The organism is Vibrio sp. zbq_1, from assembly GCF_043102935.1.
GTDB lineage: Bacteria > Pseudomonadota > Gammaproteobacteria > Enterobacterales > Vibrionaceae > Vibrio > Vibrio parahaemolyticus.
The window spans coordinates 64,824-90,735 of record NZ_JBICJH010000044.1 but is presented as its reverse complement, the minus strand read 5'-3'; the positions used below and the strand labels follow the sequence as shown (position 1 = coordinate 90,735).

General features: G+C 44.8%; 20 protein-coding genes and 4 tRNA genes. 15 read left to right on the top strand and 9 right to left on the bottom strand.

What is annotated here, in order from left to right:
- Positions 1-48 precede the first annotated feature (48 nt).
- Positions 49-906, top strand: coding sequence for a PHP domain-containing protein (locus ACF8CV_RS22790; RefSeq protein ID WP_005465084.1), 858 nt, complete (start codon positions 49-51; stop codon positions 904-906).
- 109 nt (positions 907-1,015) lie between these two features.
- Positions 1,016-1,636, top strand: coding sequence for an L-threonylcarbamoyladenylate synthase (locus ACF8CV_RS22785; protein WP_017448415.1), 621 nt, complete (start codon positions 1,016-1,018; stop codon positions 1,634-1,636).
- An 89-nt stretch (positions 1,637-1,725) separates the two neighbouring features.
- Here the strand turns inward: ACF8CV_RS22785 and ACF8CV_RS22780 are convergent, their stop codons facing one another.
- Entirely contained in the window at positions 1,726-2,436 is a 711-nt protein-coding gene (locus tag ACF8CV_RS22780; RefSeq protein ID WP_023585313.1) for a calcium-binding protein, read from the bottom strand.
- A gap of 344 nt (positions 2,437-2,780) precedes the next feature.
- Here ACF8CV_RS22780 and rluB point away from each other — a divergent pair, with 344 nt between their 5' ends.
- On the top strand, positions 2,781-3,719 hold the full coding sequence (rluB, locus tag ACF8CV_RS22775; protein WP_005465081.1) for a 23S rRNA pseudouridine(2605) synthase RluB: 939 nt from the start codon (positions 2,781-2,783) through the stop codon (positions 3,717-3,719).
- Positions 3,720-3,869: 150 nt separating this feature from the next.
- Here the strand turns inward: rluB and ACF8CV_RS22770 are convergent, their stop codons facing one another.
- Positions 3,870-4,190 carry an HI1450 family dsDNA-mimic protein gene (locus tag ACF8CV_RS22770; protein ID WP_005465080.1) on the bottom strand — a complete coding sequence of 107 codons (321 nt, stop codon included), beginning with the start codon at positions 4,188-4,190 and terminating at the stop codon, positions 3,870-3,872.
- 2 nt (positions 4,191-4,192) lie between these two features.
- Positions 4,193-4,759, bottom strand: a complete 567-nt coding sequence (gene yeiP, locus ACF8CV_RS22765) for an elongation factor P-like protein YeiP (protein ID WP_005465079.1) — start codon at positions 4,757-4,759, stop codon at positions 4,193-4,195.
- 186 nt (positions 4,760-4,945) lie between these two features.
- Here yeiP and ACF8CV_RS22760 point away from each other — a divergent pair, with 186 nt between their 5' ends.
- Positions 4,946-5,713: a nucleotidyltransferase domain-containing protein gene (locus tag ACF8CV_RS22760; protein WP_138937554.1), complete on the top strand. Its 768-nt coding sequence runs from the start codon at positions 4,946-4,948 to the stop codon at positions 5,711-5,713.
- Here the strand turns inward: ACF8CV_RS22760 and ACF8CV_RS22755 are convergent.
- The gene (locus ACF8CV_RS22755) at positions 5,710-8,073 is read right to left on the bottom strand and encodes a DNA polymerase II (RefSeq protein WP_025592527.1); all 2,364 of its coding nucleotides are present in this window, start codon (positions 8,071-8,073) and stop codon (positions 5,710-5,712) included. The two genes, ACF8CV_RS22760 and ACF8CV_RS22755, sit on opposite strands and share 4 nt — an antisense overlap.
- A gap of 499 nt (positions 8,074-8,572) precedes the next feature.
- Between ACF8CV_RS22755 and uvrY the strand changes: the two genes are divergently transcribed.
- The 10 genes from uvrY (at position 8,573) to nspC (ending at position 18,595) form a co-directional block, all read left to right on the top strand.
- Positions 8,573-9,217, top strand: a complete 645-nt coding sequence (uvrY, locus tag ACF8CV_RS22750; protein ID WP_005386783.1) for a UvrY/SirA/GacA family response regulator transcription factor — start codon at positions 8,573-8,575, stop codon at positions 9,215-9,217.
- Position 9,218: 1 nt separating this feature from the next.
- Entirely contained in the window at positions 9,219-11,051 is a 1,833-nt protein-coding gene (gene uvrC, locus ACF8CV_RS22745) for an excinuclease ABC subunit UvrC (RefSeq protein WP_005494715.1), read from the top strand.
- A 46-nt stretch (positions 11,052-11,097) separates the two neighbouring features.
- On the top strand, positions 11,098-11,655 hold the full coding sequence (gene pgsA / locus ACF8CV_RS22740) for a CDP-diacylglycerol--glycerol-3-phosphate 3-phosphatidyltransferase (protein ID WP_005494716.1): 558 nt from the start codon (positions 11,098-11,100) through the stop codon (positions 11,653-11,655).
- Between the two features lie 389 nt (positions 11,656-12,044).
- Positions 12,045-12,118 (top strand) — tRNA-Cys (locus tag ACF8CV_RS22735).
- Positions 12,119-12,138: 20 nt separating this feature from the next.
- A tRNA-Gly gene (locus tag ACF8CV_RS22730) sits at positions 12,139-12,214 on the top strand.
- A 76-nt stretch (positions 12,215-12,290) separates the two neighbouring features.
- Positions 12,291-12,377: transfer RNA gene (locus ACF8CV_RS22725), tRNA-Leu, on the top strand.
- 10 nt (positions 12,378-12,387) lie between these two features.
- A tRNA-Gly gene (locus ACF8CV_RS22720) sits at positions 12,388-12,463 on the top strand.
- Between the two features lie 736 nt (positions 12,464-13,199).
- On the top strand, positions 13,200-16,076 hold the full coding sequence (locus ACF8CV_RS22715; RefSeq protein ID WP_208870981.1) for a pyridoxal phosphate-dependent class III aminotransferase: 2,877 nt from the start codon (positions 13,200-13,202) through the stop codon (positions 16,074-16,076).
- A gap of 18 nt (positions 16,077-16,094) precedes the next feature.
- Positions 16,095-17,348, top strand: a complete 1,254-nt coding sequence (locus ACF8CV_RS22710; protein ID WP_005483247.1) for a carboxynorspermidine synthase — start codon at positions 16,095-16,097, stop codon at positions 17,346-17,348.
- 113 nt (positions 17,349-17,461) lie between these two features.
- Positions 17,462-18,595 (top strand): carboxynorspermidine decarboxylase, encoded by a 1,134-nt coding sequence (gene nspC / locus ACF8CV_RS22705; protein ID WP_005483192.1) that lies wholly within the window; start codon positions 17,462-17,464, stop codon positions 18,593-18,595.
- 77 nt (positions 18,596-18,672) lie between these two features.
- Here nspC and ACF8CV_RS22700 read toward each other — a convergent pair whose 3' ends face one another.
- Positions 18,673-19,185, bottom strand: coding sequence for a glycine cleavage system protein R (locus ACF8CV_RS22700; RefSeq protein ID WP_005483182.1), 513 nt, complete (start codon positions 19,183-19,185; stop codon positions 18,673-18,675).
- Positions 19,186-19,409: 224 nt separating this feature from the next.
- Entirely contained in the window at positions 19,410-20,312 is a 903-nt protein-coding gene (locus ACF8CV_RS22695; protein WP_021448933.1) for a DUF3943 domain-containing protein, read from the bottom strand.
- Positions 20,313-20,509: 197 nt separating this feature from the next.
- Here ACF8CV_RS22695 and ACF8CV_RS22690 point away from each other — a divergent pair, with 197 nt between their 5' ends.
- Positions 20,510-21,742: a CinA family nicotinamide mononucleotide deamidase-related protein gene (locus ACF8CV_RS22690; protein WP_208870980.1), complete on the top strand. Its 1,233-nt coding sequence runs from the start codon at positions 20,510-20,512 to the stop codon at positions 21,740-21,742.
- A 72-nt stretch (positions 21,743-21,814) separates the two neighbouring features.
- Here the strand turns inward: ACF8CV_RS22690 and yfaE are convergent, their stop codons facing one another.
- The 3 genes from yfaE to nrdA form a co-directional block, all read right to left on the bottom strand.
- Positions 21,815-22,093, bottom strand: a complete 279-nt coding sequence (yfaE, locus tag ACF8CV_RS22685) for a class I ribonucleotide reductase maintenance protein YfaE (RefSeq protein ID WP_005457859.1) — start codon at positions 22,091-22,093, stop codon at positions 21,815-21,817.
- Positions 22,093-23,226 carry a class Ia ribonucleoside-diphosphate reductase subunit beta gene (nrdB, locus tag ACF8CV_RS22680; RefSeq protein ID WP_023623868.1) on the bottom strand — a complete coding sequence of 378 codons (1,134 nt, stop codon included), beginning with the start codon at positions 23,224-23,226 and terminating at the stop codon, positions 22,093-22,095. Before nrdB ends, yfaE begins: the two co-directional genes overlap by 1 nt.
- A gap of 81 nt (positions 23,227-23,307) precedes the next feature.
- A complete protein-coding gene (nrdA, locus tag ACF8CV_RS22675; protein ID WP_005457837.1) occupies positions 23,308-25,590 on the bottom strand; it encodes a class 1a ribonucleoside-diphosphate reductase subunit alpha in 2,283 nt (760 codons plus the stop codon).
- Between the last annotated feature and the right edge of the window lie 322 nt (positions 25,591-25,912).

Here is a 25,912-nt window from a genome sequence, read left to right as displayed (position 1 = left end):
TGCGAGAGTAAAAAGTCAACCCCAAAACAGCATTAAAACGACAAAAATATGAGAATTGATTTACATAGTCACACCACGGCGTCCGATGGTCGATTAGAACCGAAAGATTTAGTGGATAGGGCACTGGGTTTTGATATCGAGGTTTTGGCGATTACAGATCACGACACGGTTGACGGTTTAGCGCGTGCCAAACAATACGTTGAAGAGAACGACTTGCCGATAAAAATCATTAACGGTATTGAAATATCAACCGTTTGGCAGAATAAAGATATCCATATCGTTGGTTTGAATATTGATCCTGAAAATCCTGCATTAGCGGCATTGATTGAGCAACAAAAGCAACATCGTGTGGCTCGTTCTGAGCTGATCGCTTCTCGTCTGCAAAAGGCCACTCGTGAAGGGGTGTTAGAAGAAGTTCAGCAACTGGCTGGTGACGCGCCGATTACCCGAGCTCACTTTGCTAAGTGGTTAGTTGATAATGGTTATGCGAAAACCATGCAAATGGTTTTCAAAAAGTATCTCACTCGCAATAACCCAGGTTATGTACCGCCAAATTGGTGTTCAATGAAAGAGGCTGTCGATGCTATCCATGCCGCTGGTGGTAAAGCGGTATTGGCGCATCCGGGCAGATATCAGTTGACAGCAAAGTGGATTAAGCGTCTTCTAGCTGCGTTTGTTGAGGCTAACGGAGATGCAATGGAAGTTGCTCAACCGCAGCAAGCACAACAAGAAAGACGCAACTTGGCTGATTATGCTATACAATACAAACTATTAGCCTCTCAAGGCAGCGATTTTCACTATCCATCTCCTTGGATGGAATTAGGCAGAAACCTGTGGTTACCTGCAGGTGTTGAACCCGTTTGGAAAGATTGGGGCATCGATCCTTCGTTGGATGTATCCAAGTAACGTCAAGACGTTAGTTTCAGCGAGAATGACTTGGGTATAATGCTCAACAAGACGGCATTCAAGCTCCACAAAAATATAGAGCCGAGAGGCTCGATAATGAGGAATTACAATGAGCCAGTTTTTTTACGTTCATCCAGAAAACCCACAGGCTCGCTTGATCAATCAAGCAGTAGCAATCATTCGTAATGGCGGTGTCGTGGTTTACCCGACAGATTCAGGGTATGCACTTGGTTGCCAATTGGAGAACAAACAAGCGCTAGAGCGCATTTGTCAGATTCGTCGCTTAGATGATAAGCACAACTTCACGTTGTTGTGTCGCGATTTGTCAGAAATTTCTCTGTATGCGCGCGTGGACAACGGAGCATTCCGACTACTGAAAAACAACACTCCTGGTCCTTACACGTTCATCTTCAAAGGTACGAAGGAAGTTCCTCGTCGCTTGATGAATGCGAAACGTAAGACTATCGGTATTCGTGTGCCAAATAACCAAATCGCATTGGATCTTCTCGAAGCACTGGGTGAGCCATTGATGTCAACGTCATTGATTCTGCCTGGTAGCGATGTGACAGAGTCTGATCCGGAAGATATCCGCGACAAACTTGAACATGCAGTTGATGTGATCCTGAATGGTGGTTACTTAGGTGAGCAACCTACTACAGTGATTGACTTCAGCGAAGGTGATCCAGAAGTGGTGCGAATTGGTTCTGGCGATCCATCACCATTCGAATAAGTTGAAATACCAACATAAACAAAAGGAGGCTATCAGCCTCCTTTTTCATTATTTATACTTGAGCAGTGTTTACGCCGAGTAAAGATGGCTTATGCGAATTCGAAAATGTCGATACCGTGGTGTTCAGCATAGTTTATGTAAGCTGAATTAACGCCATTTAGCGTGACTTCTACGTTGTATTCTTCGTTAGAGAATACTGCCCAACCACATTCGTTGTAGCTAAGGGTCAGATCATCCGCCGAATCTAAGAAAGTATCGCGAATGCCATCACCATCTGTATCTTTACCCAAATCAAAGACCAGTTTGTCGTGGAAGATATTAAAGTCGAGAACATCGGCTTCTATCTCAATGTCATTGGAGGATACCGGTTGATCAGGAACTCCAATCGCCAGACGGTTGGTAAAGACAAATGTGTCGTCACCACAGCCCCCGCTCAACACTGACTCGCCATCGCCGATCACAAGCGTATCGTTACCCCAGCCCCCACTGAGGAAGTTGTTGCCTGAATAGTCGAAAATAACATCATCACCGCATCCACCGAACAATGAATCATTACCTAGACCTCCTGAGATGAAGTCATTCCCAAAACCGCCAGAAATAAAATCGTTGCCACGACCGCCTAGCAGAGTGTCGTCTCCCCAGCCGCCAAAAATATAATCATTGCCACCGTAGCCTACAAACTTATCGTTACCGCCAAATCCGAAAAAGATGTCGGTGGTTTCAGATCCTTTTGTTCCTGTTAAATCGTCATCTCCGGATGTGCCAAAAATCCAATTTAGGTCAAGATTTGTCTTAGACATTTTTTATTCCTTTTATCTGATTACCATAGCCAGCAAGCTAAATGGGTTATTGTTGTTATAACCCTGACAATTTTATCAGCTGAGACCGTTTGAAAGAGGATAGGAACGACCCATAATAGTTCGATTCTGCATAGGAATATCTCATACTTAGTAGGACAAAAGTTGGGCCGAGAGTTTGTCTTGAACGGTAAATTGTGGGCGGAGAATTGGCAGGATTTCACTTACATTAAATGCAAGAATCGCGTATAATGACCGACCGAAAAAATCCCATCTACATGGGTAACTTGCACAATGAAGGCCAATTCTGGTCTCGACGTCTGTGAAGACGACACATAGGTAGATAAATGAGCGAAAAGTTACAAAAAGTATTAGCACGTGCTGGACACGGTTCTCGTCGTGAGATCGAATCGTTAATTAAATCCGGACGCGTAAGCGTGAACGGTGTGGTCGCTAAACTTGGTGAAAGACTGGAAGATGAGAGCAGTGTAGTTCGTATCGATGGTCACATTGTATCTGCAAAGGTTCAAGAAGAAGTGATCTGTCGTGTACTTGCGTACTACAAGCCTGAGGGTGAGCTGTGTACTCGTCATGACCCAGAAGGCCGTCGCACGGTTTTCGACCGTCTGCCAAAAATTCGTGGCTCTCGTTGGATCTCTGTTGGTCGTTTGGATGCAAACACGTCTGGTCTGCTACTTTTCACTACTGATGGTGAATTAGCAAACCGTCTAATGCACCCAAGTCGCCAAGTTGAGCGTGAATACCTAGTGCGTGTGTTTGGTGAAGTAACCGAACAAAAAGTTCGTAATCTAGTAAAAGGGGTTGAACTGGAAGACGGTTTAGCTCGCTTTGAAGACGTTGTCTACGCAGGTGGTGAAGGTATGAACCACACTTTCTACGTAGTGATCAACGAAGGTCGTAACCGCGAAGTTCGTCGTCTATGGGAATCTCAAGAGTGTACCGTTAGCCGTCTGAAACGTGTTCGTTACGGTGATATCTTCCTAGACAAAAAACTGCCTCGTGGCGGTTGGATGGAACTGGATCTGAAAGAAGTAAACTACCTGCGTGAGCTTGTAGAACTTCGCCCAGAGAAAGAAACCATGCTAGATTTGAGCAAGGATAATACGTCACGTAAGCGTGAACGTGCTCGCAGCCAAAAAATCCGCCGCGCGGTTAAGCGCCATGAAGAACGTGTAAGCACGTCTAAAGGTCGCAGCAACAATCCTGCTCGTCGTAAGCCAAAGAAAAATGCTGGCGAACAAGGTGCACGCAACAAGCATCGTTAATCGAGAGCGAAAAACGAAAATCAGAAAGGCTTGCCAATTGGCAGGCCTTTTTCTTATACGCAAAAAGGCCATTTTTCTATCTTCGGTGATGTTTGAAGATAAAAAAACACCAGCACTAGGCTGGTGTTTTTATTCGTAAGAGAAGGAGCGTTAGTCGCGCTTCCAAAGCATATGGCAGAACTTATGTTCTGGGTCTCGGCTGATTAGCATACGAGCGAATACGTCATCAAGTACGTCATTTTCTTCGTTTACTAGGCCGATTCTAACTTCTGCATACACTTCTTTGTCGACCTCAAAGCCCACATGTTCAACCCAGTCTTCACCAGTTTCAACAAGTTCTGCGGCACCGCGATCTTCAAATTGAGCAGTAAACAGAATGACATCAGCTGGCTCTAGATTGTCTGGAGCCATTTCAAGGAAGATGTCGTACGCTGCGTCGATAACGTCGTCGTAAGAAATCAAATCAGACATGCTTATGCTCGGCTCATGTATTTACGTTCAGCAGTGTTGATAACTACACGGTCACCAGTTGCGATGTATTCTGGAACTTGAACCACTAGACCTGAAGCAAAACGCGCAGGTTTAGTACGAGCAGAAGCTGAAGCGCCTTTGATTGAAGGGTCAGTTTCTTCGATGACTAGTTCAACAGAAGAAGGCAGTTCAAGACCTACAGCAGAACCGTCCACAAGGATAATGTGAATACCTTGCGTGTCTTCGTTGATGAACAACATGTCGTCTTCAACTTCATTGTGTTTGAATGTGTACTGTGAGTAGTCTTCGTTATCCATAAAGATATGCTCATCGCCGTCAGCGTATGAGTACACAACTGCTCGTTTGTTCATCTCAACTGTTTCTACAACGTCATCAGACTTGTAACGCTCATCTACGCGTGCGCCAGTTGTTAGATCTGTACAACGCATTTTGTAGATTTTAGCGCCGCCACGACCGCCAGGAGTCGTTACTTCGATGTCTTTAACTAGAAGAGTTTTACCATTAGACTCGATTGCGAAGCCTTTTTTGATTTCACTTGCCTTTGGCATTGTATATTCCTATTCATACTTATTAAGCAAAACTCGCTGATTATAGCGCTAAGTTTGTTGTGTGGCACCAAAATTCATCGTGATTGTTGAATCAAGATTAAACGTTTGATTAGGGTTGATTCCGAATAGGGGCTAGGGGATCATAAGCGAATCTTACTGACAAACTTTGAGCGCGCTTTTTAATCCATGTCTCTTTCAGTTATCGATCCTAAACAACCTTTTCAACCAGAGTTTGCTCCTTTAATCAAAGAAGTGTTGATGTGCCTAAAAGGCGGTCTAGGGCAAAATCTTCACAGCGTTTATGTGTACGGAAGTGTTGCGCGAAAAACGGCAGTAGCAGGAAAGTCTAACCTAGATTTAGTTGTGGTGACAAAGTCGACGTTTGAGAACAACCGAGCGACGCTGCTCAATACTATAAAGTGGCGAGCTCAGCAAAATCATCCGCAAGTCAAGGGAGTGGCGATAAGAACGGCACTTGTTAGCGAAGTTGCCAATCTTGATAGCATTTTTACTTGGGGCTTTATGCTCAAGCACTGCTGTGTTTGTGTGCATGGTGATGACTTGGCTGATTGTTTTGGCGACTATGTGCCGAGTTGGGAAATTGCTAAGCACTGGAATATGGATGTTGAAGAATGGCTAGCGGTGTATCGAGCTAAGATTGTTCAGGCGACAAGCCTTGAGGAGCAAGTTCGTGCGCAGGTAGTCATCGCTAAAAAGTTATTAAGAGCTTCTTACTCTTTGGTGATGTATCGCGATAAGCGCTGGTTTGATGATCCAATAGAATGTGGTGAAGTGTTTTTGCAATATCATCCCGAGAAAAAACTGGAGGTTGACCGCCTCTGCATATTGTTATCTGGAAGGCCAATTCCCAAGCGTTCGGTCATTGGCCTAATTGATGCTTTCGGTGGCTGGCTCGTGAAGCAGTACCAAAAGACTGAGTTTCGTATTGGTTAGAACAGTCCCATCTGTGGTGCTGAGAGGGTTTCAAAGTCTGTGCCGATAAATGGCAGAATCGCATCTGCAACAGGCTTTAGCTGTTTGTCGATGTAGTGCTGGTAGTCGATAGGACTGTTACGGTATTCATGAGGCTCAGGGCCATTTAGGGTAATCAAATACTCTATGCGCCCACGATTTTGATACTGTAAAGGTCGGCCAAGCTTGGCATTAATGTCGTCGGCCAAACGTGCTGCACGCACTTGAGGTGGAATGTTTTTTTGGTACTCATGCAGCTTTCGGCGTAGTCGCTTTTGATAAACCAATTGGTCATCAAACTCCCCATTATTGGTTTTTTCTACTACTTCACGCACATAGTCACTCGGGTCTTCGCCGTGAAATACCATTCGATAGAGCGTGTTTTGGAATTTTTGCGCTAATGGCGTCCAGTCGGTACGTGCACTTTCTAGCCCTTTGAATACAATGCGCTCTTGCTCTCCTTCACCAATTAAACCCGCATAACGTTTTTTCGAGCCTGTTTCCGCGCCACGAATAGTTGGCATCAGAAACTTGCGGTAGTGAGTTTCATATTCAATTTCAAGCATTGAAGTGAGGTTGTACTCAGCGCGAAGATGCTCTTGCCACCAAGAGTTTATGTATTCAACCAAGTGATTGCCGACTTCATCCGCTTCCGCTTGGCTGTATGAACCATTCAAAGAGACAAATGTTGAGTCTGTATCTCCATAAATCACTTGATAGCCTTTGTTTTCAATCAGCACTTTAGTTTGCTTCATGATTTCATGCCCGCGCATGGTGATGCTGGAAGCTAATCGAGTATCAAAGAAACGACATCCCGATGAGCCCAATACGCCATAAAACGAGTTCATGATGATTTTGATTGCTTGAGAAAAAGCTTTCTCGTTGTTTTTCTTCGCAACATCTCGTGCCGCCCAAAGCTTTTCGATCATCTCTGGCAAAAAGTGTTTCGAACGATGAAACTGACCACCACGAAAACCAGGTACGGCTTGATCGTCATCCTTACCAATGTCCAGTAATAAACCCTCGACCAAACCCATAGGGTCGATCAAGAAAGAGCGAATAATAGAGGGATATAGACTCTTAAAATCCAGCACTAAAACTGAGTCATAAAGGTTAGGGATTGAGTCCATTACGTAACCGCCGGGACTCGCAATCCAGTTTTCAGGGTGCAAATTGGGTGCGACGTAACCTGCTCGATGAATTTGTGGCAAATAAAGATTGGTGAACGCCGCGACTGAGCCTCCGACGCGATCCAACTCAACCCCCGTCAACCTCGACCGTTCAATAGCAAACGCGAGGAGATGAGTGTGTTCGAAGATTTTGTTTACCAGCACGCAGTCTTGCAGGTTGTATTTGGCAAGTGAAGGCTTATCGGAGCGATACATGCGATTGATTTCGTCCATACGGTCATGCACGTTATGGATCTCTTTGCCTTCACCGAGTAATTCTTGTGAAACCGATTCTAATGACCAAGATCGAAAGTGATAAGTCGCGGTTTTTAGTGTATCGATGCCATCGAGTACTACACGTCCGGGAATTGAGATAAACCCCTGTTGGCTTTGGGATGAGCTACGAAAGAAGCTTGGCTGATCAGCGCGACCCAACATCAACTTCATGTTGTGCCATTCCGCACGTTTATGAAGGAGACGAAAATCGAAGTCGATAACGTTCCAACCAACAATAACATCAGGATCGAACGACTTAAACCAAGCAATCAATGCTTCGAGTAGTGCTTTTTCATTTTGAACCCATTGAATATTTGTTTCAGCTGGTTCTGGTTCCCCAATCATAATGACTCGAGAGTCATGAGGGCTATCCAAACCGATGGAGTATAGAATGCCTTTTTCTGAACACTCCAAGTCTAGCGAAACGACATGCAACTTAGGCTCATAGTCACCACTTCGACACTTTGCATTCTGGATACGATGAAAGCCATTTCGCGATTGCTGATGACCTGTAAACTCCACACTCCCTTTAATAAAGCGCTCCATTAGATAGCGGTCAGCGAGTCGTATATCGCCTTCGTAAGTCACGATATCTTGCTGTGAGAGCAGATCTTGTAATACGAGTGCTTCTTTGGTTACTTTCGTATAGCAAGCTGCGAGAGGGGTATGCTCGAACGTTTTCAGTTCAAGAGTTCGAATTTCAACTTGAATACTTTTCGATAGCGCCAGGTTTTGGGTTTGCTCAATGTGCTCTTGAGCGATGAAGAACACGGGTTTCTCTCCATTGATCAATAGTTGAGTCGGACCTGCTTCTGTCGCGAGCCACAACTCTATCTGAGTTTGGCCTTTGATGTCTCGTGCTTGGCGAGTAAGTAGGAAACCTTGTTGGATGTTCAAAAGAGAGAAACCTTATAAATTTTTCAAGTCGCCATTCTAACATTATGGACTGTAAAAATAACCAGTAATAGAAAATGGAATTAGATACTTCTGCATAGTTACTTCTGGCTTGTTTAATCGGAGGTTTTTAGCAATTACAAATGGCTTAAAAAAGGATTTCTAGTCAACGATTTCTGTATGTTAAACCACCAGATCTGCCAGTTGTTTTCTCGTTTGCAAGTTAAGTGATTCTCATATATCGAGGTTATATGGATATAGATACTTGATTTGTTGGGGGTAATGTTGTTAATTAGTTTTTCCTAGATTTCGGCTCTGCACATCACGCTCTGAAATAATAGAGTGGTTTATGAATAAGTTCTTGCTAAAGTTTGCGTTTCAGCACATATTCATAGAAAGCAATTTTTTGCCAAATACGTTAGTATATAGGCAGTCATACTGATATCCACATTTAGTAAAGTTATGTGGGTGCAGAGCCAATAAAAAGTGTGGAGATACAAGTTTGATTAATGTTTTCCTTGTAGATGATCACGAGCTGGTTCGCACAGGGATACGACGTATTATTGAAGACGTCCGTGGAATGAACGTAGCAGGAGAAGCTGACAGCGGTGAAGATGCAGTAAAATGGTGTCGCAGTAATCATGCTGACGTCGTTTTAATGGACATGAACATGCCTGGGATTGGCGGCTTGGAAGCCACCAAGAAAATTCTTCGCGTGAATCCAGATGTGAAAATCATCGTACTAACCGTTCATACGGAAAATCCGTTTCCAACCAAAGTGATGCAGGCTGGTGCTTCTGGTTATTTAACCAAAGGTGCAGGGCCGGATGAAATGGTAAATGCAATTCGTGTGGTCAATAGTGGGCAGCGTTACATCTCTCCAGAGATAGCGCAGCAAATGGCATTGAGCCAGTTCTCACCTGCCTCTGAAAACCCATTTAAAGATTTGTCCGAACGTGAACTGCAAATCATGCTTATGATCACGAAAGGTCAGAAAGTAACGGATATTTCTGAGCAACTTAACTTAAGTCCAAAGACAGTCAACAGCTACCGCTATCGACTGTTTAGCAAGCTGGACATTAATGGTGACGTTGAGTTAACACACTTAGCGATTCGCCACGGAATGCTGGACACCGAGACCCTTTAGTGTGAATCCTCCTTTCGATTCGGCTTCCTTTCTCAAGACAGTAACTCATCAGCCCGGCGTGTACCGCATGTACAACGCCGATGCTGTTGTTATTTACGTCGGTAAAGCCAAAGATCTTCAAAAACGCCTTTCTAGTTACTTTCGCAAAAAAGTCGACAGTGAAAAAACACGCGCTTTGGTGAGCAATATTGCCAAAATAGATGTCACGGTGACGCATACCGAGACAGAAGCGCTGATTCTTGAACACAATTACATCAAGCAGTATTTACCGAAATACAACGTGCTTCTGCGTGATGATAAATCGTACCCTTATATATTCATTAGCGGTCATAAACATCCGAGATTGTCGATGCACCGTGGGGCCAAGAAGCGTAAAGGCGAGTATTTTGGTCCTTACCCTGACTCAGGGGCGGTACGAGAAACGCTGCACTTGCTGCAAAAAATATTTCCTGTTAGACAGTGTGAAGATACGGTTTACTCCAATCGAACGCGCCCTTGCTTGATGTATCAAATTGGTCGCTGCGCTGGCCCGTGTGTTAGCTCGATTATCTCAGATGAAGAGTATGCTGAGCTGGTGGGTTTTGTTCGTCTATTTCTGCAAGGTAAAGATCAGCAAGTACTGAAGCAGTTGATAGAGAAAATGGAGGTTGCTAGTCAGCAACTTCGGTTTGAAGACGCGGCAAAGTTTCGTGATCAGATACAAGCGATAAGACGAGTCCAAGAACAGCAATATGTATCGGAAGACAGCATGGACGATATGGATGTGCTGGGTTTTGCGCAAGAGAACGGCATTGCTTGCATCCACATATTGATGATTCGTCAGGGTAAAGTGTTAGGCAGTCGCAGTCATTTCCCTAAGATTCCTCAAAACACGAGCCAACAAGAGGTATTCGATAGCTTTTTGACTCAGTACTACCTGAGCCACAATGAGGCGCGAACAATCCCATCTCGAATAATACTGAACCAAGAGTTGGCCGACGATCTCGAACCCATTCAAAAAGCACTGAGTGAAGTCGCAGGACGTAAGGTTCATTTTCATACTTCTCCGACTGGTGCGAGAGGGAGATATCTTAAGCTGTCTAATACCAATGCACTTACTGCCATCACGACAAAAATCAACCATAAGATGACGATCAACCAACGTTTCAAAGCACTTCGCGAGACGCTGGGAATGGAGTCTATTATGAGGATGGAGTGTTTTGATATTTCCCATACGATGGGCGAGAGCACTATCGCATCATGTGTGGTCTTCAACAACGAAGGTCCGGTAAAGCAAGAATACCGACGCTATAACATTACTGGAATCACGGGTGGCGATGATTATGCAGCGATGGGGCAGGCGTTAGAGCGGCGCTACTCAAAGCAGTTGGACGTAGAAAAAATCCCTGACATCATCTTTATTGATGGTGGTAAAGGTCAGTTAAATCGTGCGCATGAAATCATCGCCCAGTATTGGGGAGATTGGCCTAAGCGACCAATCATGATTGGTATTGCCAAAGGTGTAACACGTAAACCTGGCCTTGAAACCTTAATTACGGTTGATGGCGAAGAGTTCAACTTACCAAGTGATGCTCCAGCCTTACACTTGATTCAACATATTCGCGATGAGAGTCATAATCATGCGATTGCGGGTCACAGAGCGAAACGTGGTAAAACTCGACGTACAAGCGCGTTGGAGGGGATTGAAGGTGTTGGGCCAAAACGACGCCAAGCTTTATTGAAATACATGGGTGGATTGCAGGAACTTAAGCGCGCAAGTGTTGAAGAAATCGCCAAAGTGCCGGGAATTAGTCACTCTTTAGCAGAAATTATTTTCCAAGCATTGAAACAATAAGGAAAATCCAGCAACATAAACACGCAATGTGTAAGAGAATAATAAAATGCGTTTGAATATCCCGAACATTCTGTCCCTTCTTAGACTGTTCTTAATCCCTGTATTCGTAGTTGTCTTCTATCTGCCTTATTCTTGGGCGCCCTTTGCGGCAGCAATGGTGTTCTGGGTTGCAGGTTTTACCGACTGGTTAGATGGCATGCTAGCTCGTAAACTTGGCCAAACTTCAAGGTTTGGTGCGTTTATCGATCCAGTCGCTGATAAAGTACTGGTTGCGACAGCGTTGATTTTGATTACAGAGCACTACCACACTATTTGGGTAACTATCCCTGCTGTAACCATGATTGCGCGAGAGATTATCATCTCTGCATTGCGTGAATGGATGGCTGAAATCGGTAAACGCGCAAGTGTCGCTGTATCCTGGGTTGGTAAAGTAAAAACAGTTTCTCAGATGTTTGCATTATGGGTTCTGATTTGGCGCTATGACGAATGGATGGTTTGGCTAGGCTTTGCCGCTCTGTACGTCGCTACATTCCTAACATATTGGTCGATGGTTCAGTATCTTGCAGCAGCAAAAGATGATTTGCTGAACGAAGAACATCACTAAACGAGATTAAGAAAGCAGGTCGCTATGCCTGCTTTTTTTGTGCATTTCGAATGACTTTCTAAAAATAGAAATGTGATCTTAATCTTGTTTTTTGTTCAGTCGGTGTTTGTTAGATTTGTAATTGTCCAATTATCTCTACTTGAAATGTCGAGAACCTACCTTAGCAGCGGGTGCTGAGTAGCCATAAACTCAAGATAAACAAGTGTAATTGGTCATGTTTTCGTATCAAAACTAATCAATCTACAGTCTTTCGCACAAAATCTGGTCAAACGATTTAAAAAAATAAAAATAGTGTTGACTCGATCGCTCGAATCCGTAGAATGCATCCCGTACCCAAGAGAGCACGGCTTGAAAGGGTAGTGAAAAAGCGATGCTTACTTCACAAATGAGGCGCCTTGGCAGAGTGGCTATGCAGCGGATTGCAAATCCGTGGACCTCGGTTCGACTCCGGGAGGCGCCTCCATTATTCTTTTTAGAATAAATGCGACACTAGCTCAGTTGGTAGAGCGCAACCTTGCCAAGGTTGAGGTCACGAGTTCGAACCTCGTGTGTCGCTCCAAATTATAGATATGGCGTTATGCGGTATCAGATGGTGTTTTACTTTTCTGTAAAGGCATCACAAAGAATATTTGTGTGCCCTGGTGGTGGAATTGGTAGACACAAGGGATTTAAAATCCCTCGACGTTCGCGTTGTGCCGGTTCAAGTCCGGCCCGGGGCACCATCTTAAATCTGCGACACTAGCTCAGTTGGTAGAGCGCAACCTTGCCAAGGTTGAGGTCACGAGTTCGAACCTCGTGTGTCGCTCCAGATTGATAAGCCCAGCTTTTTAGCTGGGCTTTTTCGTATTTGTTGTTTCTCAACAACTTCAACAAGTAAGTCCAACTCTCGCCAAACAAATAAATGCAAATTCTAGGCTATCTGGGAAACCAGTTCTTTTAAATTCACATCCACACTATTCAACCAGTTTTATTTATGACTTTGTTAGATGCATATCGACAGAACAAGATAAATTCACCTCTATCAGGTAAGTTATTGAGATCAGAATAAGAATGGTTTTGTTGTGATCGCTGTCAACTTATGAATTGTGAAAAGTCGTTGCCAGAAGATTTTATTTTGTGATAAATTCGCGCGCAATCTCGGAGCGTAATTTATGACGCTAGTTCTCTGGGGGATACGCGTAGTGACCATTCAAGCTGATTGTGACACTACGTAGGGTAGGTATCGGTAAAGCCATTTGTCGATAGACGGGATACTAATGCTGTAAATGCAGCATGTTAATGGGAAACCCAACATTGAAACCTTTGAATAAACACACACTAATCAGCTTCATACTGCCGAAATGTCCTGTTTTACAAAACGGTTGCATTACGGAACCTTGATTAATTCCCAGCACAAATAAAAGTCACCGATGTTGTGACTGACTATCTGTATTTGTCTTTTACGTAGCGACAAATGCGGAGGTTTACCTATATCTCCTGTAATTAAATTCAAACGAAAATAAATACAGGTTCGAGAATTATTACAATTCAAGGGATTAAGTAGTATGAGCACTGCCTTTGAAGTCGATAACACTATCGCAAACATTTTTTCTTCTCAGGTTCCTTTTGTTGAGGGAACGTATGACTTAACGCCGGATCAAGTTCTATTAGAACAGGCGGAGCATGAATCTGAGGTTCGTTCTTATCCACGTCGTCTACCGATTGCGATAAAGCAAGCATATGGCTGTTTGGTAGAAGATACTCGTGGTCAAGTCTTCCTAGATTGTTTAGCTGGTGCTGGTACTTTAGCGTTGGGTTACAACCATCCTGAAATTAACCAAGCGTTGAAAGAGCAGTTAGACTCTGGTCTGCCTTATCAAACTCTTGATATTGCCACTTCTGCTAAAACTCACTTTATTAAGTCTGTTAAGTCTTTTCTTCCTCAAGAGCTGGGCGATAACTGTGTTATTCAGTTCTGTGGACCATCGGGTGCTGATGCGGTTGAAGCTGCGATCAAGCTAGCGAAACAAACGACAGGTCGTAATACCATGTTTGCTTTCCGTGGGGCATATCACGGTATGACAAACGGTACGATGGGCATGATGGGTAATTTAGGAACAAAAGCGCGTCGTACTGGCTTAATGTCAGATGTGCACTTTATGCCTTTCCCATACAACCTACGCTGTCCATTTGGTCTTGGCGGTGACGAAGGTGCGAAAGCAAGCATTCGTTATATCGAGCGTTTATTGAACGATGATGAAGCGGGTATCATGAAACCTGCTGCGATCATCGTAGAGCCAGTTCAAGGTGAGGGCGGTGTAATTCCTGCTCCAGCATTCTGGTTGCGCGAACTACGTCGTATTTGTGATGAGCACGGTATCCTGTTGATTTTTGATGAAATCCAGTGTGGTGTGGGTAAATCTGGTTACAACTTCGCTTTCGAAGAAGCGGGTATCGTGCCTGATGTATTGTGTCTTTCTAAAGCGATTGGCGGCGGCTTGCCAATGTCACTGCTTGTGATCAATAAGCAACACGATACGTGGAAGCCAGGCGAGCACACGGGCACATTCCGTGGTAACCAACTTGCAATGGTTTCAGGTGCTAAAGCGCTTGAAATTATCCAACGTGACAACCTTGTTGAGCATGCGAACGTTGCTGGCCAATACCTACGTTTTGGTCTGGAAAGCATCCAAAAACGTGTTAACTGTATTGCTGAAGTTCGTGGCAAAGGCTTGATGCTAGGCGTTGAAATCAAGAATCCTAACGGCGAGCTTAACAAGTTTGGTGAACCTCTTGCTGACGGTCAGTTGACCCTAGCGATTCAACGTGCTGCGCTTGAGCGTGGTTTGATGGTTGAGAAAGGCGGCCGCGAAGGTTCTGTTATTCGCTTCCTTCCACCACTTATCATTTCATTCGAACAGATTGACTTCGCATTACGTGTGCTTGAAGAAGCGATCATCGCCGCAGGCGGTAGCCACGTTGAAGCTGTACCACAAGAAGAGTGGAAAAAGCACTTCATCCATACCGGTGAACTAGGCAGTGCTGAGTTTGCATCAGTCATGAGTCACACAACTGCTGCAATGAAGTCAGTGTTTGAACAAGTTAACGCACCATACTCAGGTATGGAGCCTAAAGCGTTAGAAGATGCGATCAACGCGGTTGACCTAGACAACAAAAATGCGCCACTTAAATCCGTAATCGATGATGCGGCAGAGCTGGTGGCAAAGAACGCTATCTTCACTCAACACCCTGATTGTATCGCGCATTTGCATACGCCTCCTTTAATGCCGGCTGTTGCAGCAGAGGCGATGATTGCAGCACTGAACCAATCAATGGATTCATGGGACCAAGCATCTTCTGCAACTTACGTTGAGCAAAAAGTGGTCAATTGGCTGTGTGGCAAGTACGACTTAGGCGAAAAAGCCGATGGTATTTTCACTAGCGGTGGTACTCAAAGTAACCAAATGGGTTTGATGCTGGCACGTGATTGGATCGCAGATAAGCTAAGTGGTCACTCAATCCAGAAGCTAGGTCTGCCTGACTACGCTGACAAACTTCGCATCGTATGTTCTAAGAAATCACACTTCACAGTTCAAAAGTCTGCATCTTGGATGGGGCTTGGTGAGAAAGCGGTGATGACTGTGGATGCAAACGCTGATGGCACCATGGATATCACGAAGCTAGATGAAGTGATTGCGCAAGCGAAAGCTGAAGGGCTAATTCCATTTGCGATTGTTGGTACTGCGGGTACGACGGATCACGGTGCAATTGATGACCTAGACTTCATCGCCGACATGGCAGTCAAGCACGACATGTGGATGCATGTGGATGGTGCTTACGGTGGTGCGCTGATCCTTAGCAGTCATAAGTCTCGCCTGAAAGGCGTTGAGCGCGCTCACTCTATCAGTGTCGATTTCCACAAATTGTTCTACCAAACAATCAGCTGTGGCGCACTTTTGGTGAACGACAAGTCGAACTTTAAGTTCTTGCTTCATCACGCAGATTACTTGAACCGTGAGCACGATGAGCTACCAAACTTGGTCGATAAATCCATCGCGACAACCAAACGTTTCGATGCATTGAAAGTCTTTATGACCATGCAAAACGTGGGTCCGAAGGCACTGGGTGACATGTACGATCATCTACTCGCTCAAACGCTTGAAGTGGCTGACATGATCCGTACAAACGATCAGTTTGAACTACTAGCAGAGCCTTCACTGTCGACGGTATTGTTCCGTGCAACACACGAAACAGCAGATCTTGATGAACTGAACAAAGCGCTACGTTTAGAAGCGTTGACTCGCGGTATCGCGGTATTGGGTGAAACCATTGTCGACGGTAAAACCGCGCTTAAATTTACGATTTTGAACCCGTGTCTAACGACTGCGGACTTTGAATCTTTGCTCTCTAAAATCAATATGCTAGCAGTTGAGCTAGTTTAACAAAGGTAACGGAAAACTATGGCAATTCTACAGATTGGTGCAGGCGGCGTTGGCTGGGTAGTTGCACACAAAGCAGCACAAAACAACGACGTTCTGGGTGATATCACAATCGCATCACGTACCGTAGGTAAGTGTGAGAAAATCATCGAATCGATTCAGAAGAAAAACAATCTGAAAGATTCAACTAAGAAACTAGAAGCTCGTGCAGTAAATGCTGACGACGTAGATTCTCTTGTTGCTTTGATTGAAGAAGTGAAACCGGACCTAGTTATCAACGCGGGTCCTCCTTGGGTAAACATGCCAATCATGGAAGCGTGTTACCGAGCAAAAGTTTCATACCTAGATACATCAGTTGCGGTTGACCTATGTTCAGAAGGTCAACAAGTCCCTGAAGCTTACGATTGGCAATGGGGCTACCGTGAGAAGTTCGAAGAAGCGGGCATCACTGGCATCTTAGGCGCTGGTTTCGATCCTGGCGTAGTTTCTGTGTTTGCAGCATACGCAGTAAAACACCTGTTCGACGAGATCGACACAATCGACGTGATGGATGTAAACGCGGGTGACCACGGTAAGAAGTTTGCAACGAACTTTGACCCAGAAACCAATATGCTAGAGATCCAAGGTGACTCTTTCTACTGGGAAAATGGCGAGTGGAAGCAAGTACCTTGTCACTCACGTATGCTTGAGTTCGAATTCCCGAACTGTGGCTCACACAAAGTGTACTCAATGGCGCACGACGAAGTGCGTTCAATGAAAGAGTTCATCCCTGCGAAGCGTATTGAGTTCTGGATGGGCTTCGGTGATCGTTACCTTAACTACTTCAACGTAATGCGCGACATCGGCCTACTAAGTCCAGATCCGCTAACGCTGCACGATGGCACAGTAGTACAGCCTCTTCATGTATTGAAAGCACTACTACCAGATCCAACGTCTTTAGCACCGGGTTACACAGGCCTAACGTGTATCGGTACTTGGGTTCAAGGTAAGAAAGACGGTAAAGAGCGTAGCGTATTCATCTACAACAACGCTGACCACGAAGTGGCATACGAAGATGTCGAGCATCAAGCGATTTCTTACACAACAGGTGTACCAGCGATCACAGCCGCACTTCAATTCTTCCGTGGCAAGTGGGCTGACAAAGGCGTGTTCAACATGGAGCAGCTAGACCCAGATCCGTTCCTAGAAACAATGCCAGAAATCGGTCTAGATTGGCATGTTCAGGAGTTGGAACCAGCTCAAGGGTTACCAGTCATCCACGAGCTTAAAAAATAAGCAGGTAAGCTCAGGCTAATCTTGAATTAACTAAATCTAAGCCGATGCAACAGCGTCGGCTTTGTTCGATTTTATAGTGCCTTCGTTCAGGCGAAAGCACTCAAGGTATTAACATGCAACACAATGAACTAAAAACTCCGTACTTCATGATCAATGAAGACAAGCTGATTGCGAACCTAGAGAAAGCGAAACAGCTCAAAGAAATCTCAGGTGTAAAGCTTGTGCTAGCACTGAAGTGTTTCTCTACTTGGGGTGTGTTTGACATCATCAAGCCGTACTTAGACGGCACAACCAGCTCCGGCCCATTCGAAGTAAAACTTGGATACGAAACGTTTGGTGGCGAAACGCACGCCTACAGTGTGGGTTACAGCGAAGATGACGTACGTGAAGTCGCAGACATCTGTGACAAAATGATTTTCAACTCGCAATCTCAACTTGCAGCTTACCGCCACATTGTTGAAGGCAAAGCGTCGATTGGTTTACGTTTAAATCCGGGCGTGAGCTACGCGGGTCAAGACCTCGCAAACCCTGCGCGCAAATTCTCTCGCTTAGGTGTACAAGCTGATCACATCAAACCTGAAGTATTTGAAGGTATTGATGGCGTGATGTTCCATATGAATTGTGAAAACAAAGATGTGGACGCGTTTATCGGCCTATTAGATGCGATTTCAGAGCAGTTTGGCGAATACCTAAACAAGCTGGATTGGGTGAGCATGGGTGGCGGCGTATTCTTCACGTGGCCGGGTTACGATATTGAGAAGCTAGGTCTAGCGTTAAAAGCATTCTCTGAGAAGCACGGCGTGCAAATGTACCTAGAGCCGGGTGAAGCCATCATCACTAAGACGACAGATCTAGTGGTTACTGTGGTCGATATCGTTGAGAACGTGAAGAAGACAGCAATTGTTGACTCTGCAACTGAAGCACACCGTCTTGATACGCTGATTTACAATGAACCAGCTTCCATTCTAGAGGCATCTGACAACGGCGAGCACGAGTACGTGATTGGTTCGTGTTCATGTCTTGCCGGTGATCAGTTCTGTGTGGCGAATTTTGATCAGCCACTAGAGATTGGTCAACGTCTGCACATTCTAGACAGCGCAGGTTATACGATGGTGAAACTAAATTGGTTTAATGGTCTACGTATGCCTTCTGTTTACTGTGAGCGTTCAAGCGGCGAGATTCAAAAGCTGAATGAGTTTGACTACTCAGACTTCAAACGCTCACTGTCACAGTGGTCTGTGAAGTAACGTTTTTCTCATGCTTACAATGACAAAGAGCAGCTATTTATAGCTGCTCTTTTTCTATGAATAAAAGACTAAATCGACTAGCTTTCAATAATCACTCTGGTGTCTTCGCTGAGCGCTTCTAACTCGTTCGCCACATCTTCGATTTCCAATTCGCTTGGCAGCTTGATAGCCATTTTTGCGCTGAACAAGCTAGAACTCACACCGCCACCCCCAGCAATAAATACGCGTTGGCAATCCATATCTAAAATAGAGATGCCCTGTGCGTCCAGAACGTGAGTGATTTCATTGACGATACCTGCACGGTCATTGGAATCGAGACGAAGTTGGAAAATGGTATCTTCTTTGTGTGAGTGAGGCTCTGAATCCACAAATTTAACTACTAGAGTCTGGCAGGCTGAAAACGCTTCTTTCACCGTGTCCGCGTTTTCTTCAGGTAACTCAACTTTTATCACCCCAGCGACTTGGTCTTCAATAAAGTTCACTTTACTGATTAACCATTTGCCTCCGTTTTCATGAGTAACAGCAGCCAGTTGTTTGATAGTCGCCGGTGATGCTTGACCGACAAAGTTAACGATAAACACAGTGTTCATGATGTCCCCTCCTGGAATAAGGTTTGGACGCAGTGCGGTGGAACGCATCGCTTAAGTTATTGGAATAAGTCCTTTTCTTCAGTGTAGGTCCTAGGAAGGGGTTATGTTTGATAGAAGTCAATTTTTCACACTAATTCGCGAAGCAAATAATCAAAACAGTGCACTAGATACAAAAAGAGCAGCCGTTTGGCTGCTCTTCATTAATGTCGTTCAATATGGTTGGCTTAGAACGTTACTTTCAGCTCTACGCCGTAAAACTGACTGTCGTAGCTTGCACCTGCGTCCATGGCAAACTTCGCAACATCTTGATTGCCGAACCAAGGTGAGGAGTTGAATTTCAATTCAGCGCTGCCGCCCCATGCGTCAGTCACCCAGTGGTGGATATGACCAACAGGGTTTAGGAAGAAGAGAGAAACGTCGCCTGCAGTTTCTGAACCTAACACTTCGCCGCCATTTGCTACGATGTCTTGCTCTGCTGTTAGCATCATTTCACCCACGACCGCACCAAAGAATGGCGTGATAAAGATGTCCTGCCAAGAAGGGACTTCTGCAAACGCTTCAACACCGTATTCCCAGAAGAAAGTAGACATGGTGGCAGAGTACAAGAATGATTCAAATTCGTTGTAACCTGCATGTCTTGCCGCTGTGTAGTAAACACCGCCAAAGTATGGGTGCATGATGTAGTTTAGGAAGTGTTCGTCACGGTCCCATACCGGGCCATCAGAAACGTTATCTTTCCATTTGCTACCCAGCTTACTCATGTCGCGGTCTTCTTCGTCCCACTTCGTAATGCTTTCAGGAAGAAACGTCATCAAACCAACAGTAGCCACACTCAGGCCAAGAATGGTGTACGTCTGGCCCATTAGGTAATCCCAGTCCTTATCTTGAGGAACGATAAGGTGTCTAGGCTGAAGGCCTGCGTCAAGATTTAAAGAATCATCGTTATTCTGTTCAAAAGCAAGACTGCGATTTTGAGATTCGAAGGTGTACAGATTGGTTGTTTCGCAGTAACCTGACATACAATCAGGCGTGTAAGAAAACTCTGAGTGGCGGCTCATATCGTACTGGCTCGCGTTAGCAACGGCCGACGTCGTCAGTAAGAGTCCTGCGAGAGTCTTCTTGAACATGGATGATTTTGACACAAAGGTCTCCGAGTTAATGGTTTGATGATCGGGCTCACAATTATCCCTTAAAAGAAAACCCATTTAAATACTTGACCTTAATTTAATCCCAACAAATTGACTAAGCGATTAGTCTGATAAAAAGAAAACGATATAAGTGCTCCGTATAGAAATAGAATTGTGCTTATGTTCAGGAGTCAGTTGTGAAAATTGCAATGCTAAGTACTGGTGAGGAAGTGCTTCACGGAGATATTGTTGATACTAACGCGGCGTGGCTGTCGAGTTTGTTTTATCAGCATGGGTTTGGTTTAACCAAACGATCCACTGTGGGAGACAAGCAGTCGAGCTTAATCGAAGAGTTTTTAATGCTGAGCTTCAACAATGACGTAGTCATTGTTAGCGGTGGATTGGGGCCAACGACCGACGACATGAGCGCCGCAGCGGCAGCGAAAGCGGCTGAGTGCAAACTGGTATTGTTTAAAGAATGGCTAGAGCAACTGGAGAGCATGTATGCTCGGCGTGGCATTCCTATGCCTGATAGCAATTTAAAACAAGCCATGCTACCTGAAATCGCAGAAATTTTAGACAATCCTATTGGCACGGCATGTGGCTTTAAAATGCTGATCAATGACGCGATTTTTTATTTTACTCCTGGTGTACCAAGCGAATTCAAATTGATGGCAGAAACACAAATTTTGCCTGATCTTCGAAGAGTATTTCCTGATGTAAAAGGTTCATGCTGTAGTCGAATCTACACTTTTGGTCTTTCTGAATCTGGGATCTCGGATAAGTTGGATCAGCTAAAACTGCCACAAGGCTATGAGCTTGGGTATCGCTCTTATCTGCCTTTTATTGAAGTGAAGCTGTTTGGCCCGGCAGATCAGCTTGAACAACGTTTGAAGCTGATGCAGTTGATCAACAAGCACCTCGAAAGCAATACGGTTAGCATCGACCTTCCGATGGTTGAGCATGTAGGACAACTGCTGGCGGATAAAGATCTCACGCTTTCTGTGTCTGAAAAAAGCAGTGCTGGATATTTAACCTACTGGTTAAACAGTGATGAAAATGCAGAAAAGCAATTGGGTCACGGTTGGGTGCTGGCAGGGCGTAACCAAACAGTAAACCATGAGGGCGATCCATTGGCTGCGACATTTGCGTTAGCGGGAGCGACTCGCGAAAAGTGCGCTACCGATTTAGCATTAGTGACCGGACAGGTTGAAGGTGGGGTATTTTCTGTCGCCTTGTCTACACCATCAGGTGAATGGGGCGCGTCTTATAAGTTAGCGAAAAAGTATCAACGTGACGACCAAGTGAAAGTGATCAGCACCGCAGCGCTGGATTTATTACGCCGTTACTTAGAGCGAAAACCTATGTTTGCCCACTATGCGTTTTTAGAGAAAGTGAAAGAGATGCATATTCCTAACAGCGTACTTTAGGCTATTCACCATCTACAGATAACAAAAAGCCAAGGCGATCGCCTTGGCTTTTTCGTGTTTCTTCGTCTGGAACTATGCGCGCTTTTCTTTCATCGCGTAGTTCACACCAGTCAGCGAAACGCTTGATTTGGCTTTACAGATACAAGGGAGAATCTCATCACCTTGCGTGTAAGCCATGGCAAAACCAACATACTCCACTTCACCAGATTCCAACTTACAACGACATGCACCGCAGTGACCGTCGCGACAGTTGTATTCTGGAAGTAAGCCCGCCTGTTCCATGGTCTCCAAAATGGTATTGGATGGGTTGGATTCAATGCTAACAAGTTTGTTGATTTTGATGGTTGGCATTACAGCTCAAACCCTTCAAAGTCGTCTGCGCGAACTTCGTTGTCAATCTGACCGACTAGGTAAGACGAAATTTCCGCTTCTTGAGGCGCTACTTGAACATTATCTGAAGACAACCAAGCGTTAATCCATGGGATTGGGTTGGTTGTTGCTTCTGGGTACGCTGCTGGTAGGCCTACTGCTTGCATACGGATGTTGGTGATGTACTCAACGTATTGGCTCAGGATGTCTTTGTTCAAGCCGATCATTGAACCGTCTTTGAACAAGTACTCTGCCCATTCCTTCTCTTGCTCTGCCGCTTCTTTGAATAGGTCAAAACAGTCTTGTTTTGCTTCTTCTGCGATTTGCATGAATGAGAAGTCATCTTGACCGTTACGTAGCAGATTGATCATGTGCTGCGTGCCATTCAAGTGAAGCGCTTCATCACGAGCGATCAGCTTGATGATTTTCGCGTTACCTTCCATTAGCTCACGCTCTGCGAAAGCGAATGAACAAGCGAAACTTACGTAGAAACGGATTGCTTCTAGTGCGTTTACAGACATCAGACAGATGTACAGTTTCTTCTTAAGATCGTACAGGCTCACTTTAACCGTTTCGCCGTTCAAAACGTGCTCACCTTCACCGTAACGGTGGTAGTCATTTGTCGCTTGGATCAGGTCATCGTAGTAGTGTGCGATGTCTTTAGCACGTTTCAGAATGTGCTCGTTCTCTACGATGTCGTCAAATACAACACTTGGATCATTCACGATGTTACGGATGATGTGTGTGTATGAACGAGAGTGAATCGTTTCAGAGAAAGACCAAGTTTCAATCCATGTTTCTAGCTCAGGAAGAGAAACAAGTGGAAGTAGTGCCACGTTTGGGCTACGACCTTGGATTGAGTCTAGAAGCGTTTGGTACTTCAAGTTAGAGATGAAGATGTGCTTCTCGTGGTCTGGCAGTTTGTTGTAGTCGATACGATCGCTAGATACGTCAACTTCTTCTGGACGCCAGAAGAAAGACAGTTGCTTTTCGATAAGCTTTTCGAAAATTTCGAATTTTTGTTGGTCGTAACGAGCAACGTTTACTGATTGACCAAGGAACATAGGTTCTTTTAGTTGGTCATTTTTGTTCTGGTTAAAAGTACTGTAAGCCATAATGCCTCAATTCCTTTTAGACCTCCCCATAAGGGGAGGTGTTCGATATTCTGTTACTGCGGATTGTTAGGGTAGGGAAGATTAAATCTTACAACCGCCGCCTGCACAATCGTCATCTTGTGGTTGAACTGCGTCTTTCTGGTCGTCTTTCGCACCATCACGAGTGTTATGGTAGTAAAGCGTCTTAACACCAAACTTATACGCTGTAAGTAGGTCTTGAAGAAGTTTCTTCATTGGAACCTTGCCCGTCTCGTAACGCGATGGGTCGTAGTTTGTGTTTGCAGAGATCGCTTGGTCAACGAATTTCTGCATGATGCCCACAAGGTGAAGGTAACCGTCGTTAGAACCGATATTCCAAAGCAGTTCGTAGTTGTTTTTCAGTTCTGTGAACTCAGGAACAACTTGCTTCAAGATACCATCTTTCGATGCTTTTACAGATACGTAACCGCGTGGTGGCTCAATACCGTTTGTAGCGTTCGAGATCTGAGAAGAGGTCTCAGAAGGCATTAGCGCTGTCAGTGTTGAGTTACGAAGACCGTGTTCCATGATTTCTTGACGTAGGCTGTCCCAATCGTAGTGCAGCTCTTCATCACAAATTAGGTCGATATCTTTCTTGTAAGTGTCGATTGGCAGTAAGCCTTTCGCGTAGTTTGTTTCGTGGAACGAAGGACACTTGCCTTGTTCTTTTGCTAGCGCTACCGATGCTTTTAGCAAGTAGTATTGCATTGCTTCAAACGTGCGGTGAGTCAGGCCATTTGCGCTGCCGTCAGAGTATTTCACTCCATGCTTCGCTAGGTAGTAAGCGAAGTTGATAACACCAACACCTAGCGTACGACGGTTCATTGTTGACTTGTACGCCGCTGGTAGTGGGTAATCTTGGTAATCCAGTAGTGCATCTAGAGCGCGAACAACAAGATCAGAAAGCTCTTCGAAATCATCCAGAGATTTGATTGCGCCAAGGTTGAACGCGGAAAGCGTACATAGTGCAATCTCACCTGAATCATCTTCAACGTTAGTCAGTGGTTTAGTTGGAAGTGCGATTTCCAGACATAGGTTAGACTGACGAACTGGTGCAACTTCAGAGTCGAATGGGCTGTGAGTGTTACAGTGGTCTACGTTCTGAATGTAGATGCGACCTGTTGAAGCTCGCTCTTGCATGAGTAGCGAGAACATTTCGATGGCTTTTACCGTTTCCTTCTTAACTGAAGGATCGTTCTCGTATTTCACGTATAGACGTTCAAATTCTTCTTGGTTCTCGAAGAATGCGTCGTATAGACCCGGTACGTCTGAAGGTGAGAATAGAGTGATGTTGCCACCCTCAACCAGACGCTGGTACATCAGTTTGTTTAGCTGTACGCCGTAATCCATGTGACGAACGCGGTTCTCTTCGACACCACGGTTGTTCTTAAGCACCATTAGTGAACGTGCTTCGCCGTGCCACATTGGGTAGAACACCGTTGCTGCTCCACCACGTACACCACCTTGAGAACAACATTTTACGGCTGTTTGGAAGTACTTGTAGAACGGGATACAACCTGTGTGGAATGCTTCACCGCCACGGATCTCAGAACCTAGCGCACGAATGCGACCCGCGTTGATACCGATACCAGCACGTTGAGATACGTAACGAACAATAGAACTTGCAGTTGCGTTGATAGAATCTAGGCTGTCACCACACTCAATCAGTACGCATGAGCTGAACTGACGAGTAGGGGTACGTACACCAGACATAATTGGTGTAGGTAGAGAGATTTTAAATGTTGATGTCGCATCGTAGAAACGCTTGATGTAGTCAAGACGTGTTTCTTTCGGGTAGTTAGCGAATAGGCAAGCCGACACTAGAATGTAAAGGAACTGAGCACTTTCGTAGATCTCGCCAGACACACGGTTTTGCACGAAATACTTACCTTCAAGCTGTTTTACCGCAGCGTAAGAGAAGTTAAGGTCGCGTTTGTGGTCGATGTAAGAATCTAGTTCGTCCAGTTCAGCTTTTGAGTAGTCTTCGAGGATATGTTGGTCGTACTTACCCATATCTACAAGACGAGACACGTGATCAAACAGCGTTGGCGGCTCATATTGGCCGTACGCTTTTTTACGTAGGTGGAATACCGCTAGGCGAGCAGCTAGGTATTGGTAATCCGGGGTCTCTTCAGAGATCAGGTCTGCCGCTGACTTGATGATAGTCTCGTGGATATCTGTCGTTGTGATACCGTCGTAAAACTGGATGTGAGCGCGAAGTTCTACTTGAGAGACTGAAACGTTATTTAGACCTTCTGCAGCCCAAGTGATAACGCGATGGATTTTATCCAGATCAATACTTTCTTTACGGCCATCACGCTTAGTGACGGTAAGTTGTTGGTTCATTCTGCTTTATTTCCCTAAGAAAACTGATAAAAGCCGTATTTTTGTTTGTTTATGTGCAAGGTTTGTAAAGCTTGCGGCGGCTTTGTGATCAAAGTCTATCTATATATTGTAGCTTAAACACAACATATAGGGGTTCATTTGTTTGCGGGTTACAAGATAGTGCTATTGCACTGATTTATCAAGGTACAGATTTGGGATGACTTGTGGATAAGTAATAAAATAAAAAAAATCAGTAAGTGAACACTAACCGATGAGAAAAGGGCTGACTTGAATGGGGAAAACTAAGCTTTGAAGAACGGTTTATAAATAACCGCCCTCAAAA

Excerpts from the sequence above, each read along its gene's own strand:
- ACF8CV_RS22790 (WP_005465084.1), top strand. The coding sequence starts at position 49 with ATGAGAATTGATTTACATAGTCACACCACGGCGTCCGATGGTCGATTA.
- ACF8CV_RS22785 (WP_017448415.1), top strand. The coding sequence starts at position 1,016 with ATGAGCCAGTTTTTTTACGTTCATCCAGAAAACCCACAGGCTCGCTTG.
- ACF8CV_RS22780 (WP_023585313.1), bottom strand. The coding sequence starts at position 2,436 with ATGTCTAAGACAAATCTTGACCTAAATTGGATTTTTGGCACATCCGGA.
- rluB (WP_005465081.1), top strand. The coding sequence starts at position 2,781 with ATGAGCGAAAAGTTACAAAAAGTATTAGCACGTGCTGGACACGGTTCT.
- ACF8CV_RS22770 (WP_005465080.1), bottom strand. The coding sequence starts at position 4,190 with ATGTCTGATTTGATTTCTTACGACGACGTTATCGACGCAGCGTACGAC.
- yeiP (WP_005465079.1), bottom strand. The coding sequence starts at position 4,759 with ATGCCAAAGGCAAGTGAAATCAAAAAAGGCTTCGCAATCGAGTCTAAT.
- ACF8CV_RS22760 (WP_138937554.1), top strand. The coding sequence starts at position 4,946 with ATGTCTCTTTCAGTTATCGATCCTAAACAACCTTTTCAACCAGAGTTT.
- pgsA (WP_005494716.1), top strand. The coding sequence starts at position 11,098 with ATGCGTTTGAATATCCCGAACATTCTGTCCCTTCTTAGACTGTTCTTA.
- ACF8CV_RS22715 (WP_208870981.1), top strand. The coding sequence starts at position 13,200 with ATGAGCACTGCCTTTGAAGTCGATAACACTATCGCAAACATTTTTTCT.
- ACF8CV_RS22710 (WP_005483247.1), top strand. The coding sequence starts at position 16,095 with ATGGCAATTCTACAGATTGGTGCAGGCGGCGTTGGCTGGGTAGTTGCA.
- nspC (WP_005483192.1), top strand. The coding sequence starts at position 17,462 with ATGCAACACAATGAACTAAAAACTCCGTACTTCATGATCAATGAAGAC.
- ACF8CV_RS22700 (WP_005483182.1), bottom strand. The coding sequence starts at position 19,185 with ATGAACACTGTGTTTATCGTTAACTTTGTCGGTCAAGCATCACCGGCG.
- ACF8CV_RS22695 (WP_021448933.1), bottom strand. The coding sequence starts at position 20,312 with ATGTTCAAGAAGACTCTCGCAGGACTCTTACTGACGACGTCGGCCGTT.
- yfaE (WP_005457859.1), bottom strand. The coding sequence starts at position 22,093 with ATGCCAACCATCAAAATCAACAAACTTGTTAGCATTGAATCCAACCCA.
- nrdB (WP_023623868.1), bottom strand. The coding sequence starts at position 23,226 with ATGGCTTACAGTACTTTTAACCAGAACAAAAATGACCAACTAAAAGAA.
- nrdA (WP_005457837.1), bottom strand. The coding sequence starts at position 25,590 with ATGAACCAACAACTTACCGTCACTAAGCGTGATGGCCGTAAAGAAAGT.